Source organism: Peribacillus sp. TE19612 (genome assembly GCF_056279465.1).
The window spans coordinates 25,827-43,289 of the sequence record NZ_JBWCCL010000001.1 but is presented as its reverse complement, the minus strand read 5'-3'; the positions used below and the strand labels follow the sequence as shown (position 1 = coordinate 43,289).

The 17,463-nt window shown below is 34.7% G+C and carries 18 protein-coding genes and 1 pseudogene; 8 read left to right on the top strand and 11 right to left on the bottom strand.

All coding sequences use genetic code 11. The features are described from left to right. Window positions 1-476: 476 nt before the first annotated feature. The 8 genes from ACZ9AO_RS00225 to ACZ9AO_RS00190 form a co-directional block, all read right to left on the bottom strand. Complete coding sequence (locus ACZ9AO_RS00225) at window positions 477-1,868, bottom strand: Ig-like domain-containing protein (protein ID WP_476108155.1); 1,392 nt, start codon at window positions 1,866-1,868, stop codon at window positions 477-479. A gap of 683 nt (window positions 1,869-2,551) precedes the next feature. After that, window positions 2,552-2,785: a hypothetical protein gene (locus tag ACZ9AO_RS00220; RefSeq protein WP_476108154.1), complete on the bottom strand. Its 234-nt coding sequence runs from the start codon at window positions 2,783-2,785 to the stop codon at window positions 2,552-2,554. 164 nt (window positions 2,786-2,949) lie between these two features. Beyond that, entirely contained in the window at window positions 2,950-3,453 is a 504-nt protein-coding gene (locus ACZ9AO_RS00215) for a hypothetical protein (protein WP_476108153.1), read from the bottom strand. Window positions 3,454-3,514: 61 nt separating this feature from the next. Then, window positions 3,515-3,868: a hypothetical protein gene (locus ACZ9AO_RS00210; protein WP_098175180.1), complete on the bottom strand. Its 354-nt coding sequence runs from the start codon at window positions 3,866-3,868 to the stop codon at window positions 3,515-3,517. A gap of 67 nt (window positions 3,869-3,935) precedes the next feature. Further along, complete coding sequence (locus ACZ9AO_RS00205; protein ID WP_476108152.1) at window positions 3,936-4,169, bottom strand: hypothetical protein; 234 nt, start codon at window positions 4,167-4,169, stop codon at window positions 3,936-3,938. Between the two features lie 374 nt (window positions 4,170-4,543). After that, window positions 4,544-4,816, bottom strand: coding sequence for a hypothetical protein (locus ACZ9AO_RS00200; RefSeq protein ID WP_476108151.1), 273 nt, complete (start codon window positions 4,814-4,816; stop codon window positions 4,544-4,546). A gap of 77 nt (window positions 4,817-4,893) precedes the next feature. Further along, the gene (locus ACZ9AO_RS00195) at window positions 4,894-5,583 is read right to left on the bottom strand and encodes a GNAT family N-acetyltransferase (protein ID WP_476108150.1); all 690 of its coding nucleotides are present in this window, start codon (window positions 5,581-5,583) and stop codon (window positions 4,894-4,896) included. A 170-nt stretch (window positions 5,584-5,753) separates the two neighbouring features. Then, window positions 5,754-6,056, bottom strand: a complete 303-nt coding sequence (locus tag ACZ9AO_RS00190) for a hypothetical protein (protein WP_476108149.1) — start codon at window positions 6,054-6,056, stop codon at window positions 5,754-5,756. 396 nt (window positions 6,057-6,452) lie between these two features. Here ACZ9AO_RS00190 and ACZ9AO_RS00185 point away from each other — a divergent pair, with 396 nt between their 5' ends. The 3 genes from ACZ9AO_RS00185 (at window position 6,453) to ACZ9AO_RS00175 (ending at window position 8,551) form a co-directional block, all read left to right on the top strand. Then, entirely contained in the window at window positions 6,453-7,358 is a 906-nt protein-coding gene (locus ACZ9AO_RS00185) for a hypothetical protein (protein ID WP_476108148.1), read from the top strand. A 329-nt stretch (window positions 7,359-7,687) separates the two neighbouring features. After that, a complete protein-coding gene (locus ACZ9AO_RS00180; protein ID WP_476108147.1) occupies window positions 7,688-7,972 on the top strand; it encodes a hypothetical protein in 285 nt (94 codons plus the stop codon). Window positions 7,973-8,068: 96 nt separating this feature from the next. Further along, on the top strand, window positions 8,069-8,551 hold the full coding sequence (locus ACZ9AO_RS00175) for a tyrosine-type recombinase/integrase (protein ID WP_476108146.1): 483 nt from the start codon (window positions 8,069-8,071) through the stop codon (window positions 8,549-8,551). A 474-nt stretch (window positions 8,552-9,025) separates the two neighbouring features. Here the strand turns inward: ACZ9AO_RS00175 and ACZ9AO_RS00170 are convergent, their stop codons facing one another. Beyond that, window positions 9,026-9,262 carry a hypothetical protein gene (locus ACZ9AO_RS00170; protein ID WP_476108145.1) on the bottom strand — a complete coding sequence of 79 codons (237 nt, stop codon included), beginning with the start codon at window positions 9,260-9,262 and terminating at the stop codon, window positions 9,026-9,028. Between the two features lie 257 nt (window positions 9,263-9,519). Further along, window positions 9,520-9,804 (bottom strand): annotated as a pseudogene (locus tag ACZ9AO_RS00165) (YflT domain-containing protein). Between the two features lie 285 nt (window positions 9,805-10,089). Here ACZ9AO_RS00165 and ACZ9AO_RS00160 point away from each other — a divergent pair. The 5 genes from ACZ9AO_RS00160 (at window position 10,090) to ACZ9AO_RS00140 (ending at window position 14,773) form a co-directional block, all read left to right on the top strand. Beyond that, complete coding sequence (locus ACZ9AO_RS00160; RefSeq protein ID WP_144551300.1) at window positions 10,090-10,344, top strand: GlsB/YeaQ/YmgE family stress response membrane protein; 255 nt, start codon at window positions 10,090-10,092, stop codon at window positions 10,342-10,344. A gap of 208 nt (window positions 10,345-10,552) precedes the next feature. After that, the gene (locus tag ACZ9AO_RS00155; RefSeq protein ID WP_347942013.1) at window positions 10,553-11,413 is read left to right on the top strand and encodes a DUF1206 domain-containing protein; all 861 of its coding nucleotides are present in this window, start codon (window positions 10,553-10,555) and stop codon (window positions 11,411-11,413) included. 566 nt (window positions 11,414-11,979) lie between these two features. Next, window positions 11,980-13,173 (top strand): AI-2E family transporter, encoded by a 1,194-nt coding sequence (locus ACZ9AO_RS00150; RefSeq protein ID WP_144551304.1) that lies wholly within the window; start codon window positions 11,980-11,982, stop codon window positions 13,171-13,173. Window positions 13,174-13,791: 618 nt separating this feature from the next. After that, on the top strand, window positions 13,792-14,052 hold the full coding sequence (locus ACZ9AO_RS00145; protein WP_476108143.1) for a YciI family protein: 261 nt from the start codon (window positions 13,792-13,794) through the stop codon (window positions 14,050-14,052). Between the two features lie 586 nt (window positions 14,053-14,638). Continuing rightward, window positions 14,639-14,773: an isochorismatase family protein gene (locus ACZ9AO_RS00140; RefSeq protein WP_476108463.1), complete on the top strand. Its 135-nt coding sequence runs from the start codon at window positions 14,639-14,641 to the stop codon at window positions 14,771-14,773. A 1,012-nt stretch (window positions 14,774-15,785) separates the two neighbouring features. On the opposite strand, the gene ACZ9AO_RS00135 is transcribed toward ACZ9AO_RS00140, so the two are convergent. Further along, a complete protein-coding gene (locus ACZ9AO_RS00135; protein WP_476108142.1) occupies window positions 15,786-17,198 on the bottom strand; it encodes a DHA2 family efflux MFS transporter permease subunit in 1,413 nt (470 codons plus the stop codon). Window positions 17,199-17,463 lie beyond the last annotated feature (265 nt).

Here is a 17,463-nt window from a genome sequence, read left to right as displayed (position 1 = left end):
CGTTAGCTAAACAACTATTTCAATCTGTATTACCTAGTCATCCATCTAAACGTTAATAAAATCAATTCTTTTATTGTAGCCAGCAACATACACAAAACTTTCTTTCTATATTATAGGGAGAGGATGAGCATTGGAATTCCCAATGGCTTGTATTTGAAAAAATTTTGATTTCTATAAATTGTTTTCAAACTTTTTTATAAAAATCATATCTATATTTTCTCTATACAATGGTCGCAAAGCATTCTCAATCACTTTTCGTACCTCTTCCTCAATACGAATGGGTTCTGATTTTGACAAACAATCATATAAAACATGTAACTCTATTTAGGTATAGTACTCTCTTATCCCTTATAGAGACACCTACCATTCTACATATTGGGATAAATTAAGATGTGCTAACGAGTATTATTATGACTCACTAAGGCCTTCCAAATGAAAAAAGGGAACCACCAGGCTCCCTTTTTGTTATATTGAACTTAATGTTTTACAACTTTAGTAGTTGCCTTTGAACTAGTATTCCCTGCTTTATCCTTTGTAGTTATTGAAAGTGTAGTTCCTTTTTTCTGTGCTTTAATCTTAACTGAGTAGCTCCCCTTAGAACTTGCTTTTGCAGAACCTAACACTTTACTTCCACTTTTAACAGTTACAGTTGAATTAGCTTCTGCTTTACCAGTAACAACTTTATCATTATCATCTACTTTATTTACTGTTGGCTTACTTGGTGCAATAACATCTACAACAGTTACCGTTGTACTTGAACTCACATTCCCTGCACTATCTTTAGCTGTGCTTGTCAATTTAGTACCTGCTTTTTGAACTGCAATTTTAACAGAGAACGTTCCTTTAGATGTTGCTTTTGCAGAGCCTAACACTTTACTTCCACTTTTAACAGTTATAGTTGAATTAGCTTCTGCTTTACCAGTGATAACTTTATCATTATTGTCAACCTTATTTACTGCTGGCTTACTTGGTGCAATAATGTCCACAACAGTTACCGTTACACTTGAACTCACATTCCCTGCACTATCTTTAGCTGTAATTGTCAGTTTAGTACCTGCTTTTTGAGCTGCAATTTTAACAGAGAACGTTCCTTTAGATGTTGCTTTTGTAGAGCCTAACACTTTACTTCCACTTTTAACAGTTATAGTTGAATTAACTTCTGCTTTACCAGTGACAACTTTGTCATTATTGTCGACCTTATAAACAGTTGGCTTAGATGGGTTAACATTGTCTACAAATGCTGTTGCGGTAGCATAAATGTCGTATTCAGTATTATCGTCAATGTATTCGTTATCTTGGTCTATAACCCCCACATAGTAGGTTCCTTTTTTAGCTTGGTACGCTTGTACTTCAACACCATCCTCAAATTCACTACCTAAATATTCTAAGTTACTATTTGTAACAAAATCTTTTTGCACAGCCGCAAATACTAGATCAATAACATATGAGTCAGATAATCCAGCCACTAATAAAACTCCACTACTAGGAACATCTATTTTATGAAAATCCACATCATTTAAAGGAAGCAATTGACCGATTGTTCCTTTTTCGTATGATGCGCTGTCTGCTGAGTCAAAGTCATCATTGTACTCAGTTTCAAAAATATATTCATCGCTGGAAGAACTACTCATTCTACTCATTTTGTTAGAACCTTTAACTGATTGCGGTTGAGAACCATTTACTTCTTTTTCAAGTTGTTTAAATATTTTAGAATCAACGAAACCTTTGTTAAGTGTTTTTTCCACTTGACGTTCAATAGCTTTCCTTGCCAATCCGTTCTCGTTTCCTTCGGCCTTCACAACACCTACAGACAATGATGAAGCAAATAGGCCTACAGCAACCAAAGATAAAATACCTTTATTACGCACGTTTCTCCCTCCGATATTCGTTATTAAGAACTATTTACTTTTACATACTAATACATAAGTCCCTGAATTACCATAAGTTTCTTTATCTTAATTTTGACAAGAAACGCCATATAAGAGAGAGAGTAGTAGGTGTTTGAAAAAATTATCCTTGATTGTAAGACCGTACTCATACTATTTTTAGCTAATTGAAACTTAGTAAATGGCAACATATCCTCTATATCATCAAGATAAGTATAAGGGCTGCGCTGTAATAGCTGATAGTTCTGAAAATTGATCCGTAAATGGGGAGGGTAGTCTATAGATTACACTTTTTATATTTTAAGTTTTTTAGTTTGCATAAGATAAATTATAAGAAGTTAATAGTACACAATATAATTGTCTCAAAACAACAAGTAATCTTATTGTTTTGAGACGAATTAAAAAAATAATAAAATTTTTACTTTTTATTATAATGTATAATTTGGGAAACTCCATTTACGGTTTTCCAGGAGTCCGTAGACAGAAAAAACCTCTAGGTATATCTTAGAGGCTTTTTTTATTAGTATCTCATTGCCACTAGTATTCTTATATTTTGAGACAAAAAAGAATTTTACACTTATTGATATTCTTCTTAATGTACATCTTCTGTTGATAGTGTATCTGCTTTATCTATAGTGATATCTTTGCATCCACTTCTTCTTTTGTCATTGGTTCAGCAGCAGCCTCAATTTTAGTTTTGCTTTTTCAACCTCTTTGTCATGTTTCTCCAATTCTTTATTAGCCTTTTGAATTTCTTTTTCAAGTTCAGCGACTAATTTATCAGCTTGTCCAGCCTTTTCTTCCACATATTTAAGTGAAGCATTCAAGTTTTTAATTGTATTGTTAGCTGCAGCAAGCTCTTTAACCTTTGCGTTATATTCGGCTGTTTTGATGGTCAACTGATCCTTAGTGGCCTGAGATTAGCTGTTTCAGTATCAATTTTGTTTCCAAATTCCCGAAAGCTTTTTGCAAGATGTTTTAAAAATAAGCTATGTTAATCGTTAATGTTGATATTTCGATAATAAAAAAAGAATGCCTATATATAGGCATTCTTCATCGTTTTTTATGACCATTTTTCTTCATCATCAATCCATTGATTATTTTTTAACTCAAATGATTTAGTATCGTCGTGGAAAACAAAGAACGATGGTAAATTCAATATATCCCCACCTGATTTTTTCCAACATTGACCAAACCAATCTGTAAACGCTTTTTGTTCTAACTCGTATATTGCTGGATAGTTATTTTCGTATAAATTATCAATAAAATCATCCAATGAATTGTCGATTAACTGATAGTATGTTACATCAGGAATTACATCAACACTACCTGCAAAAACTGTTGTGTCATTACCTTCATAGAAAACTTCGTTAGCTTCTCTATCCATAGAGAACATCCTTATTGAAATTTCAAAATTTGTAGGCTCAATAAATACGGTAAAATCCAACAAATCTATTTCAGAAAAATAGTTGTATGTAATGATATTTTTAAGGTTGCCTACTAACAAATCTGAATGTTTATCAAGGTTAGCTTTAATAGAATCAATATAATTATCGATTGTTAACATATTTTATGGTCTCCTTTTTTAATGCCTTATTCAAACAAATGCACCTGCTATTATGAAGTAACTAAGCTAAATTTTGCTTACGGAATCCATATCTATATAAACCTAGAAAGAAAGGATACATTATGATAAGCGTGAAAGCTGTAACGAAAATCATTCCTCCTACTCCAAGTTCTGGATCATTAAGCACATCCAACATTGTGTATGCAAGCACTTCAATTACAGTTATTATAAATACGAATTTCCAGAATGACTTTGATAACAATTGTTTGTTATATACATAACCAAATAATCCAATCGTGGAAATAATACTGATAACAGTATCCGTAGTTTCTATCACAGGACCATGAACCGCTTCTACAAACATTGAAGCTATCGATATAGCTATAATTAGCCAAAAGTAAATTTTCCAGAGCATTTTTTACACTTCCCTACTCATTAAAATGACCCTCTCGATTTTTCCATTTCTTGTATATCAAACCAGACTAGTAAAATGGGCTTATTATTAAAATAATTCTTTTGAAGCGCATCCAATACAATATACGCTCATTACTCCCAAAATACATTAATTGGGTGTTTATATTTGCAACAAAAAAAGCCCTCACAATGAGAACCTCGAAAAAACCTACTGCAAATCTCCCGGAAATTGTTTCATCGAGCAGATCTTGTTGTACGAGCTTTATAAACTTATTTCGCTGTTCTTCAATCACTACGAGCAATTCTTCCCCCCTTCTTATATTATTGTGTTCTACACCCATTTTGTATAGAACTAAACTACTGTTAGTCAAAGGTTTTCTAAAAAGGTCTTACCTAACTATTTCAATATTATTCTGATTAAGTTATCCATTTTCTGCGTGAAAAATTAAATTTTATGCAGAAATCAAACTTTATAAAGGAGTTAACCAATGGCCAATACCAGACAACATCAAGTACATGAGCAGTAATTGGATACCTGGTTCCCTTCCACCCTCTTGAATTACGTTCTTGATTATAAATTATTTTTGGAGTGGCTGATAGCTGAAGGCATTGCTTAGCAAGAGTATATTAAGGATATCCCCCTGACAGTGCTGGAAAAGTTGAAGTTGATCGAAGCTCAATCCTTTATCAAATTTTTGGAACGGAGAAATATCTCTATAAATAAGAAGGAAACAAAAAAAGCCGAAAAGGTTTCACATGCATTGTTGTTCATTCCATACGGAATAAATTCCGTTGTTCCGATAGGGGTTTCATTTTCATCTAGGATGATGTATTTATCGGATTGTGGGGGAAACTCCAATTCAAATCCTTTTTCATTCCAGCATTCGATCCAAATGCGATTAAATGTATCAAGTTGTATCTGATTTTCTTCATTTACTTTGATGTACATAGTATCCTCTTAATACTCAAAAAAACCTGCCGCTAAAAACGACAGGTTCAAACAACATCTGATATATTCCATTTATTTTAGCCTTCGACTTGTTTTGACTTTGATGGGCAAAAAGGATTTTTCCACTCCATCAGTGTTCCGTAATTATGTGATTCTTTATCTTCTAAATAGTTTGCCACTACTTGAACGGGGGTACGACCACAGCGGAGCAGGAAGGTGATGACTGGATCTTTCAGTTCGCCTTTTACGACAGCTTCAAGGTATTGTTCCGGCGTCAGATCATTCACTTTTTTATGATATCCAGGCATTCTTCCTCCTCCCAGTAACCGTTCCAATCCTTTATGAACAACAACGTCATACATCGAGAACATCAGCCATTTTCCTAAACCAAATTTTCGATAGGAGGGACTTACGCAAATATCTACAACATAGAGCGTATTGCCATATGGTTTATGATTTCGAATATACCCATTGTCCGTAATTTCCTCCCATGTATGTTCCGGATGCTTGGAATCAAATTCAACCAACAATCCAGTCATTGAACCTGCAATTTCACCATCGATTTCGATGCATAAGGCTCCTTCGGGGAACATGGTAACATGATTATGCAATTGCTCCGTATTCCACCACAATTCAGACGGGAATGGTGGTGGAAAGCTTTCCTGTTGAACGCGAATTAAGCCGGGAAAGTCTTTTTCTTCATAATTTCGAATCACGGCAGGGACAAATTGATCATGGTTGAAGACAAAAAGCTCTTTTCGATACAAAAAGAAGACCCTCCAATAATAGTTAGTTTAGTAAAATTATATAATATAAATAGTAAAAAGGGTGGAGAACTTACATAAAGATCACCTCCTTACTCTTTCAACATAATTTTAATTTAGTTGAAAGACTGGCATATATAAAAACCAGAGATAAAAATCCCTGGTTCAGCACACTAAGAACGGTTTTTTGTAATCTCGTCAAAATCTTCAGGATTTTTAAATAAGCCCTTTGGAAATGATCCTGACGTATAAATAGTGATTAGTTTCTTCGTAGCCAACACGCCTTTTTTAACAGCAAAGGTAGTTGATACAAAGCTTGCTCCTAAGCCGTCTATCATAATACCATTAATAACTTTTTCTTTTAAATTAGTCACTTCAAGATTTTGGTCCGTAAAATCTGTCGCTAATGGTGAATACGTATCATTTCGGATATAAATTTCCTTATCCTGATAACTAAATGTGATGTGTGCCTTCACCAGAATCCAAGGGTCAGTACTACTTTCTTATTATCATATCTAGCGAATCAATTGTAATTCCCTTCATTCTACTTCTACCTAAACTTTCATCTTAAAAGCTCACAGTAACTGACAACACCGTCATACCTTTTTAGTGAAAAAATGAATTTTTGCTATTTTTACTCTAATACTATTTTAATATCCCTTTCGAGATGAGCAATAATCAAACATTAATATTTTAACATTTGGAAGCCCTTGTTATTATACATTCTTCAGTGATCACAAACTTTATTTAATAACTATACTCAATAACAAGTTATTAATTGTAAAGATATTTATTTTATTCTTTTAAAACTCTTCCAAGTTACTCTGAAATATTGTATTTTTAAATAATTACAGAAAGGGGGGGAAGTTATAATGGCACTAGGATGGGAAGTAGTAGTCACATTAATCGGGGCTTTTGGCGCAGCATCAACAGCACAATATTACTCCCATAAACTAACACTTAAAAGGGAAGACGAGAAATATAAAAAAGAACAATATCAAAACCTCTATTCCCCTCTTATCTTTAAGATAACAAACTACATACTATCTGAAGGTCAGTCTATGTGGGATATTACGTTACAATTCGCACCAGAAAGATATAAACGTCTTAATGAAAAATTTGGATCCCCCCCTAGACTAATTGAACTTCCAGAGACTGAATCTATTTTTAATGAAATAATGGATTTATTAGAGAAGAACTTAAAGTATGCAGATGCAAGCATCATTCGGGCTTATGAACAGTTTAAAAGCCATCTTATAGGAACCACGGATCCTAGCCTCCCTAATAATGATAAAAAAGCTATCGAAGAAGAAAAAAGAGAACACTTCCTCGAAGAAAGAATGAAAATGTGTGAAAGGTTTCTTAGCGAATACCTCAAAATTAGTGAGGAAATTGCTACTTTACCTCAGGATTTAAAAAATGAGTTAAAAAGTTTGTATTATGGAGTAAAATTATTTAATTTATCTAGAAAGTATAATTTTAAACTTACAGGGTATGCACTACTTGAATTTACTGCTATTGGATATAAGGGATGGCAGATGTTAAGAATTCCTGAGATAGCCCAACTAACTCTTGATATAGAAAGAAACGTTGATTACGCTCTTGAACAATGTCGAAGAAACACTGGAAAAAAAGAGGATATAAATGCCTATTATGACTTTAAATTGCTAATTGAGCATATCGTGGATTATCTTAGTTTAGTACATCCAACTGTAAAATTTATTGATACGCTGACTAATAGTATGAATCAAGACATAAAGGAAATTGAACGGAATTAAAAAAACTGAACAAGGAGGGAACAAAAATAATGCTTAACGTTTTTTTCCCTTCTTAATTAGATTATGTAATTTGGTTGCTTTCAATTAAAGATTGGTTAACCTTATAATTTCAGAATTTTATTTACTCTAACTAAACTAATTAATTATATGTATAAATGAATAAAATCAAATTTTTTTCAATATTAATCCGTAATGGTTCTTTACATGATGCCCCATTCAGTAAACAGAGAAGTATACTGTTTATTTTGAGCAGGAGCATATTAAGGATATCCCCCTGTCAGTTCTGGAAAAGTTGATGTTGATCGAAGCCCAATCCTTTATAAATTTTTTTGGAACGCAGAAATATCCCTATTAATAAGAAGGAAACAAAAAAAGCAGAAAAGGTATCCGTCAATCGGAAAATCTCGGCATTGCGTTCCCTTTTCAAGTATTTAACGACCCAGACGGAAAATGATGAAGGCGAACCTTACTTCTATCGAAATGTCATGTTGAAAATTGAAGTGAAAAAAGTAAAAGAGACTTTGGGGGCGCGTGCTTCCAGAATATCGACGAAGATTTTCCAAAATGATGAGGATGCTCGGTTTCTTGAATTTGTGAAGCATAACTATGAATAGGAGCTACCTGAAAAGTCGAGGAAACTCATTTATTTTAAAAGGGACAAGGAACGTGATTTTGCAATCTTATCCCTCTTCTTAGGAAGCGGTATCCGGGTGAACGAGTTATCCAACTTAAGGCTACGTGACTTGGATTTTGAGGAAAAGCAAATACACGTTTTACGTAAGGGTGGAAAAAAGGATGTAGTGGCAGTCTCTCCTCCGTCTATGCAGGACATAAAAGATTACCTAGCTGTGCGAAAAGAACGTTATAGGGGATCAAACGATGATACGGCCTATGTATTCTTAACTAGGGTGAATGATGGAGCGACCCCTCTTTCCAACCGTGCCATCGAGGCTCTAGTAAAGAAATACACGAAGGCATTTAAGTCCAATAAATCCATGTCTCCACACAAACTTAGGCACACCTATGGGACGAACTTAATGGAACAGTCAGGAGACATCCATTTACTGATGACGCAACTTGGTCATACTTCAACTACAACGGCTGCCCTATATACAAAACCTGAGCAAGAGAAGGCTAAAAAGGCTGCAAAACAGCTAGGAGAGAGAAGAACAAATTATCGTGAAAAGGATTAAATGAAAAAGGAGAAGATTTTCCAGTCTTCTCTTTTTATATGTGTGTAGAAATTAAAATAAAAGATACATCTAAGCTTCTATCACTTGGTAAGGCTAAATAAAAGGTAGATAAATGCCTGTAATATATTGCGGGAAGCATTAATGCTGAATTCAACTAAGTAGTCCAAACAATAAAAGTATTTTACATTCTTAATAAAACCCTTTGTGTGAAAAAGTGCAAACTTGTATGAAATCTTTTCTATATATTGTGATTTTATTCTTTTTTTGGTCGTCGCGCTAGCCTCTACTTAATTTGCTATGATTGGAGGCTTATGTTTAACGATTTACCAAACTCAATCTGATCACTCATAAGGCTCATCCTTTTTTAAAAAGCGTTTTTACTGGGTCTATTTTATTGTGATTTTTTCTGGATTTTGAGCTTTTTTAATTTTCATGGGAGTGGAATAAGGGTTATATAAATGAACATAAATAAATTTACTTGTTTTTGGAAATTCGAATTGATAAAACTGATTTTTTCTTTCCTGACCCACCTACGAATCGATAACCAAGAAGAAACAAACAATCGCAGCAGCAATCCTCGATACCTGTACAAGTAGCGATCTCTTCTTCCTTTTCATCCGTCCCTCCAAAAGAAATTTCGTGATTCACATAGCGTTGGGTAGATGGACAGTAGACTATCCATCTTTTGGTTGTGTATTGTTCTTCGCGCATACTTTTCATTCCTTCCCTTTGACTTAATCCAGCTTGATATTATGAAGCTAAAATCAATGGTATCGATTCCGACGACGTATCCAGCAAATTGAGAAGCCCAAAGATATTCCGATTATCTTTATCAGCGTACCAAAAGATTCAAACACCCACCGGGATATATGCTTGTTAGCTGAATGAACATAGAATGGGGAAGTTGCGTAGAAATCGAGTTACATAATATTATTAAAATCAAGGCAAAAGATACAAATTCTTCTTTTTTATACCCATCCTTGATCCTTTTCTTGGTCCTTCACAAATAATAATATTTTTCCTTGATGCCGATTTCTTCCATCTTATTACGCAATTCATCTCCGGTTTTTTGGAAGGCATTTTTAATAGTTGTTCCTAAACCTTGTTCTTCCACACCGATAGTATTAGTATCTGCTTTATCAGCAATTTTTTGTGTTCGATCCTTCTCATGTGTCAAAACATATAGGTCCTCTTGATTCTAATTCCTTTACAGCAATTACAACTTCTTGCTCAGTATTAAATTCACGTACCAGATACTATTATTTGTATTCATTAGTTGATTCCTCCTATGAGATGTTAATTATTTTCAAGTAGTACCCCGTTTATCTTGGATGTAAAACTTGAATTTTTTTAGTACTTAAATGAGAAGTTATCCAACAATAATATTAACCCTTTCATTTGAGATGTAGGACTGTGGAGAGAATTTCATAATTCTTTTTTAGGTTTATATCTTTCAAAACAGGGAAAATTACTAACGAAATACATTTTTCATCATTTTATGTTTTTCAACATTTATGTTTTTTTAAGGAGGAAATGTTTTGGGGTTTATTTGGGCACTTATTATTGGAGGAATTATCGGTTGGATTGCAAGTCTTATTGCAGGCCGTGATATACCTGGTGGAATTATTGGGAACATTATTGCTGGTTTTATCGGCGCTTGGCTAGGTTCTCTAATTTTAGGATCATGGGGACCAGAAGTAGGCGGTTTCTTTATCATACCGGCTATTATTGGAGCCATTATCTTAGTTTTTATTATCAGCCTTATTTTAAGAAGTTTGCGAAAACGTGGTTAACTATCGAAACGGACACAAGATTGTGTCCGTTTTTTATATTAATAGAATTTTATCTTAGATTTACATTAGACAATTACAGAGAACGCTTAGTCGTTACTTAAAAAACTATAAGTGAAATTTACAACTTAACTTTTTTAAAAAACTGGTTAGCTAATCTAATGCTCCATACGCCAGCTTTTATTTATTATATTTATGAAGGGGATTCTGGATGAAAAAGTCTCTGTTTGATAAGAAGAAAACTCTTGATAATAAGTTAAGTCAAGCAAAAGCAGATGCCAAGCCATGGCTGTTTCGCTTTGCTCGTTTTGGTCATATGGCTCAAGGCTCTGTTTATTTCCTAATAGGATTGTTGGCCATTCAAATGGCGTTTGGTCTCGGAGGGAAGTTAACAACCTCTCAAGGGGCTTTATATACCATTGCAAAACAACCGTTTGGATTCTTAGTGGTTATCATTTTAGCTGTGGGACTGAGTGGATATGCATGTTGGCAAATTACAAGGACAATTTTTGACCCTGAAAATAAGGGTTATAATATAAAAGGCATTGTTAGCAGAATCAGTTATTTGGTGGTTGCTGTTATTTATATTGGCTTATGTGTCAGTACGGTAAAAATTTTACTTCATACGAGAGTTCATACAACTAGTGGACATTATCAAACATTATCAGCAAGAATGCTAGCACAGCCATTCGGACAAACAATCATTGCCATCACGGGTACAGTCATTCTTATCGTCGGATTAGGTCAGATTTTCTGGGCATTGTCCGGCCGTTTTCAAAAACAGTTAAAAAAGAATGAGATGAGCCAAAAGGAACGGAAGTGGAGTAAATACCTTGGGAAGTTTGGGATTTCTGCACGGGGCGTAATATTTGGAATTATTGGAGTTTTTCTTATTAAAACAGCAATCCAAGCTGACCCGGATGAAACCAAAGGTCTTGACGGCGCACTTGCTGAGGTGGCCACTCAACCGTTTGGACCTGTGATGCTCACGATTGTTTCACTTGGATTAATTGCATACGGTGTATATATGTTTGCTGAGGCGCGTTACAAAAGACTTACTCCCCCCAATTAATGTCTTTACATCCATACAAGGAATAAAAAATGAAAAAACCTGCAAATGGTAATTGTTTCACCATTTGCAGGTTTATTTATGACCGGATTTTTATTTCTTATCCTTATCGGGACCATGCATCTTTTACTTTACCAACCGTTTCCTTAACAGCTCCTTTATTTTTATCCCATTTCCCTTCAAGTTTTAAAGCTTTGTTATTGTTAATTGCCCTGTTTTTCTTTTACTTCTACTTTTACCTTATCAAGTTTTCCTTCTGCTTTTTTTTCGTTCCCTTGTTTTCATTCATGATAAAACCTTCATTAAGTGTGTTAGAGAAATTAATCAGTTATTTAAGATTACCCTTTTTCTTTGAGGTTATACTCATAAAATATCTTAAATGGGACATAAGAGTTCTCCTAAATAGAAAAAGTTGAAGTAACAATCCGTGCTAAAAAAGATGAATTGTTAGTATATAATAGATTTTGAGTGAATGCAGTATGTGAGTTATGGGAAAGGACGAAGAGATGATACGATAAAGGAGTTATTAAATCAAAATAGTAAATAATAGAATTAGGAGTTGGATATTTTTGGAAAACGAAAACCCCAGGGATACTTTTTTCAAAAAGAAGATATTAAATAGCAAATTCATTGTCTATACGATAATCGTCTTTTTACTTAGCATCACAACCTTTGCTTTATCTAAAATCACTTTTATTCTGGTGCCGTTCGCAATCTTTGCAAAAACGATCTTTTTACCGGTCTTATTAGCTGGCGTCTGCTTTTATTTGTTTAATCCATTGATTAATTATTTGGAAAAGAAGGGGAATAAGAGGATTCTATCTATTCTGTTACTATACTTAGTCATAATAGGTTTGTTGGTGATCGTCATTTTATCTGTTATCCCCCCTTTAAAAGATCAAGTACAAAGTCTAGTAAGTAACATTCCAAAAATCAGTCATGATATTCAAGATATGGTTCAGAATGTTTCTCAAAATAAGTATGTTAATCAGGGAGCCCAAGCGACTAATACTGACATAGATAAGGTTTCTAAAAGCTTTTCCGGTCATCTTAACGAGTATGTTTCCGGCTTTTCACAGGGCGTTCTTACTTTTATTGGTACACTCACTGAAGTGATCCTAGCGTTTGCTGTCTTGCCTTTTATCCTTTTTTATTTATTAAAGGATGGTAAAGATTTACCGAAATACATCGTAAGGCTTTTACCCAATCAAACACGTCCCGAAGCAAAAGAAATCTTTGGGGACATGAATCATGCATTAAGTTCATACATTCGAGGTCAACTTTTTGTTGCTACTTGTATCGGTGTCCTGTTTTTTATTGGCTATTTAATTATTGGGATTGACTATGCGTTATTGCTCGCAATTATAGCTATGTTGACAAACGTAGTTCCTTATTTAGGCCCGATTATTGCTATTTTACCGGCTATTATCATTGCTTTTGTCATGTCACCATTCATGGTTCTAAAACTGGCTATTGTTTGGATTATCGTCCAATTACTTGAAGGTAAGTTAATATCACCTCAAATCATGGGTAAAAGTTTGAACATTCATCCCATTACTGTCATTTTTGTAATTTTGACTGCAGGAAATCTATTCGGAATTATAGGTATTATTCTAGCAGTTCCGGGTTATGCCATACTGAAAGTGATCGTCACACACCTTTATCAATTTATCCGTTTACGCTCAAGTATGTATACAGATACAAAGAAAATTAAGAAAGAAGAACCTATTCCTTACAATATCAAGCCTAGAGAAGAAAAGTAGGAGTGAAAATATTGTAATAGCACTTGGAACTAAGAAACAATGGATAGACGATATAATACCCCTCCTCCTATTATGTTTCCGAAAAATGTATTTTTTTATAGACGATTGAAACAAAACTAAACAAATTAAAAAAAGCTGATTCGCAGTACGGAATTGACTTTTTTAATTTGTCTTGTTTTATAATAGTTAAAAGTTGTTTAATTATGTTTACATGATAATCTAAGTCTAGGATAAAAATGGAGATTGCATAAAGTCTATTTTGGTATGATGGCTGCCATAAATGGAACAAGGAAACTACAGAATGTAGGAGTTAGCCGTACAGATCGAGGTTGGGACATTTAAATGCCTAAACGACGTACAGAATGCCAAAAAGGTTAAGTTCTTACCTTTCTGTACAGTCTGTATTAGCTGGCCTGCTGTTCAGGAATACTCTTAATCTAAACGTCGCTTACAGCTCTTAATCCTGAAGAAATCATGCAACTTAAAGGCTACCAGGTCGATAAATAAGAAGAAATGACAGAAATGAAGCTGGTTGTCTGGAATCGAAATTAGGGAGTGGAAAAGCATGGCTTATTATGCAGCATTTTTACATATGATTGATGCTAAAAAAATATAGAAGTGCGTCCACGTCATATCGAGTATTTAAACGAACTTGAACATAAAGGGAAAGTCTTTGCAAGAGGGCCTTTTGCGGATGGTACAGGCGGTTTAGTTGTGTATATTGCAGATGCATTTGAAGAAGCCCTCTCATTAGCAGAAAAATATCCACATGTCGCTATGTCGCTGAGAAGTCTTGTCGGATGGAGCTTAAGGAGTGGCAGGTCTTGTGGAAAAATGGCTGGAGATTTGATAATGATTCGAATGTCGTTACAAATTTAGGCTGTTAACTGAATTTGAAGGTTATGGCAACATCGCTTTTCTGATAGGCAGATCATATGTATGTTTTAGCAAGCAAGTGTTAACTCTGTTTGAAAGTAGATAATTAAATAATTCTTATTATGAAAATTATAAAGAAGACAGTGGTTACATTTTACGTCATATTCATTTTTCCGAAGACGTACCATGGTACATGGTAGATAATCAACTATCATGTACCATGCAATTTTGAATGAAACAATATAACTGAAGTTAAAGTTGAAAAGATGAAAGAAAATTTAGGAGTGAGCTACATTGGATATGAAAAAAACAGCTCTTCTATTGATCGATCTACAAAAAGAAAATGGTAAATCAAATGTTGTTGGTATGAATGACATTGTTCAAATGCCATGACTCTTGTTCATACATGACGTCAACAATGGATACCTGTTATTTACACTCGACATATAAGCAGGGGAGAAGCTATTGGCCTAGCAAACAATGAACCGTTGAATAAACAAGAGGAACCTATCTATTATCACTCAGATATGAATTCTATCTAAATTATAGATGAGATAAAACCTCACAAAAATGACATCATTATTGATTAATACCGATACGCGGCTTCTATGAATCAAGCCTCGATTTAATGCTCAAAAGTCTGGATATTAAACATTTGATAATTGGAGGAGTCTTCACGGATTGTTGTGTATTAGCTACAGATTGCACGGAGAAACCCGGGTGATACAGTTATATTAGAATCATGATTTTAGGATAAGCTGTTTTCATTCAAGTAACCATATCACAAGGTCAAAGCAATCTAACTATTAAATAGTACTGATATGTTTTTTGGTAAATTCCTTGAAAATCTTCATATTTAATATAATTACGTTAAAAATTTCAGGGAGGCAATATGCACAATGATGAATTGATTCTTCATAACCACACCAACATACAAGAATTCATTCGCTTTATTGATCAAAAATAAACCTTCAATAAAAATTCCACCGATGCTGATAACCCATCAATCTATAAAGAGTTTTAATTTTTAATTCTGTTTTAAGTTAAAAATACTTGTTCTAAATCTGATTTCGACATTAGAGCTTTAATACTTACCAGTAATCCTACTACTAGCTCTATTAGGGGCAATAAGTTATTCATTATTCACCTTTTATTATTGTAATACTTAAAGTTTTAAAAGAAATTTCATAACCATATAAAAATATTCTATCAGATGTCTACGTACCATAGAGTATATATGAGTCCGGAGTGAACTATCAACTTTGAACTTAAACAGAGTAAAATGTTAAAAAGAGCATCGAAATCGATGCTCTTTTTTGACGAAAACTAACTATTTTTGTCTGTGATTTCCATTGTTGAAATTGGGGGACTTAAATGTTTTTTAATAAAACTCCCCCTGATGAGAACCCGTTACCCCGAATGATAGGACATGGGAGGGAAAGCCTCCAGGAGCGGCGTTGGAAAATGTTCATAACATGGTAAAAAATGAAATTCCATTGTTCTTTTATTTCACGATGCCTTAATGTCCCTAAGTTACTTCATTTATCCGTTAACATACATTCAAAATGAACCCCTGCGAATAAGCGGGTTTTTGCGAGAAAAACGTTTTAAACTGAGGAAGTTCAATAAGGTGAGGGGCCTGGCGGTGGTTGGTTATTTAGTTTAAAAAGAATCACAAGTAGATGATATCTATATTGTGATTCTTTTCAAGGTTAAAAAAACTCGAATTCAAATATTTAATTCTTCTCCCCAAACTCTTTTCCTGCTGATTTTTTATCCTTTATTTTAAAAGAAATGAGGAAACTAATTAACGAAAGTACAGCGATGACAATAAATGAGATTTGCGCGCCATACATATCAGGATGGACTATCTCGGGACGCTGCTGAGCATTTTCGGTAGCTGATGTCATCACAGTAACAAGTATTGCAGTACCTACAGATGCGGCAATCATTTTCATCGTATTATCCATTGCTGCACCATGGGCGATTAACCGTTTTGGCAGCTGGTTTAAGGCTGCCGTTGAAACAGGCATCATAACCATGGCTAATCCGAACATCCGAATACTGTACATTACCATAATAAATGTAAAACTTGTTGAAGGACCAACATCGATAAAAGTAAAGGAGGAAGCGGTTATGAGGAGTAATCCGCCAATAACCAGCCACCTGGCCCCAATTCGGTCAAAAATACGTCCAATGAACGGGGACATTATTCCGGTAATAAGTGCTCCAGGAAGTATGGCTAAACCAGCTTCAAACGCAGTAAATCCTCGCATGTTTTGCATAAATAGCGGGATGAGCGTTTCGGCACCTATCAGCCCCATAAAGGTAATGGCTCCAATAATGATGGCAATCGGGAATAATGAATACGTGAACACACGGAACTCCAGCATTGGATGCTTCAATCGCAATTGCCTGTTGATGAACCAAACAAGTGAAATTGTCCCAATGCCTAGGGATATGATGGTACTCTCGTCTGTCCAGCCATAATTACCAGCCGCTGTAAAACCATACAATAATCCACCGAAACCTACGGAAGATAAAACAATCGAAAGCACATCCACTTTTGGCCGTGTAACTTCTGTTACATTTTTTAAAGCGAAGAACGCAACTATGATATCAATAATAGCAATTGGTAGAATGATAAAGAATAACACCCTCCATGAGTAAGTCTCCGTAATCCAGCCCGACAAAGCGGGCCCAATAGCCGGCGCAAAGGAAATGACCAGCCCGACCAGTCCCATGGCTGCACCCCGTTTATGAACAGGGAAAATCATTAGGAAGACTGTTTGCATTAACGGGAGCATAATTCCGGCTCCGCTCGACTGGATCATCCTTCCTAGCAGCAGCATTCCAAAATTAGGAGCTAGCCCCGCTACCAATGTACCAATAGCAAAAATCCCCATCGCGGAAAGGAAGAGCTGTCTGGTGGTAAAGCGCTCCAGTAAAAACGCGCTAACAGGGATCATGATCCCATTAACCAGCATAAAAACGGTTGTTAGCCACTGTGCACTATTTGCCGTAACATTCATCTCCTCCATTACAGGAGGAATGGCGGTAATCATTAATGTTTGATTCAAGATCGCAATGAATGTACCCGCAAGCAAAAGAGCAACAATTGTTGTCTGTTTACGATTTGTTGAACTCAATTATGGTCCCCCTTTATGATTTGGAAAAAAACATACTTTTGTAGATTACACGAATTTACATCAGATTTCCAGTAATTTGCTGTTAAAAATAAAAGCAATAAAGTCGGCATTAAATACTTACTTTCCCTACCAATAATATAGAAGAAAGTCGTCATATTCAGAGTGGTTTTGCTGAATTTTGTACTCTATTGAACGGCGCTCTCTTTTTTTAATAATTACTATAACAAGAATTATAATAAACACATTTACACTCACTAGTATTGGT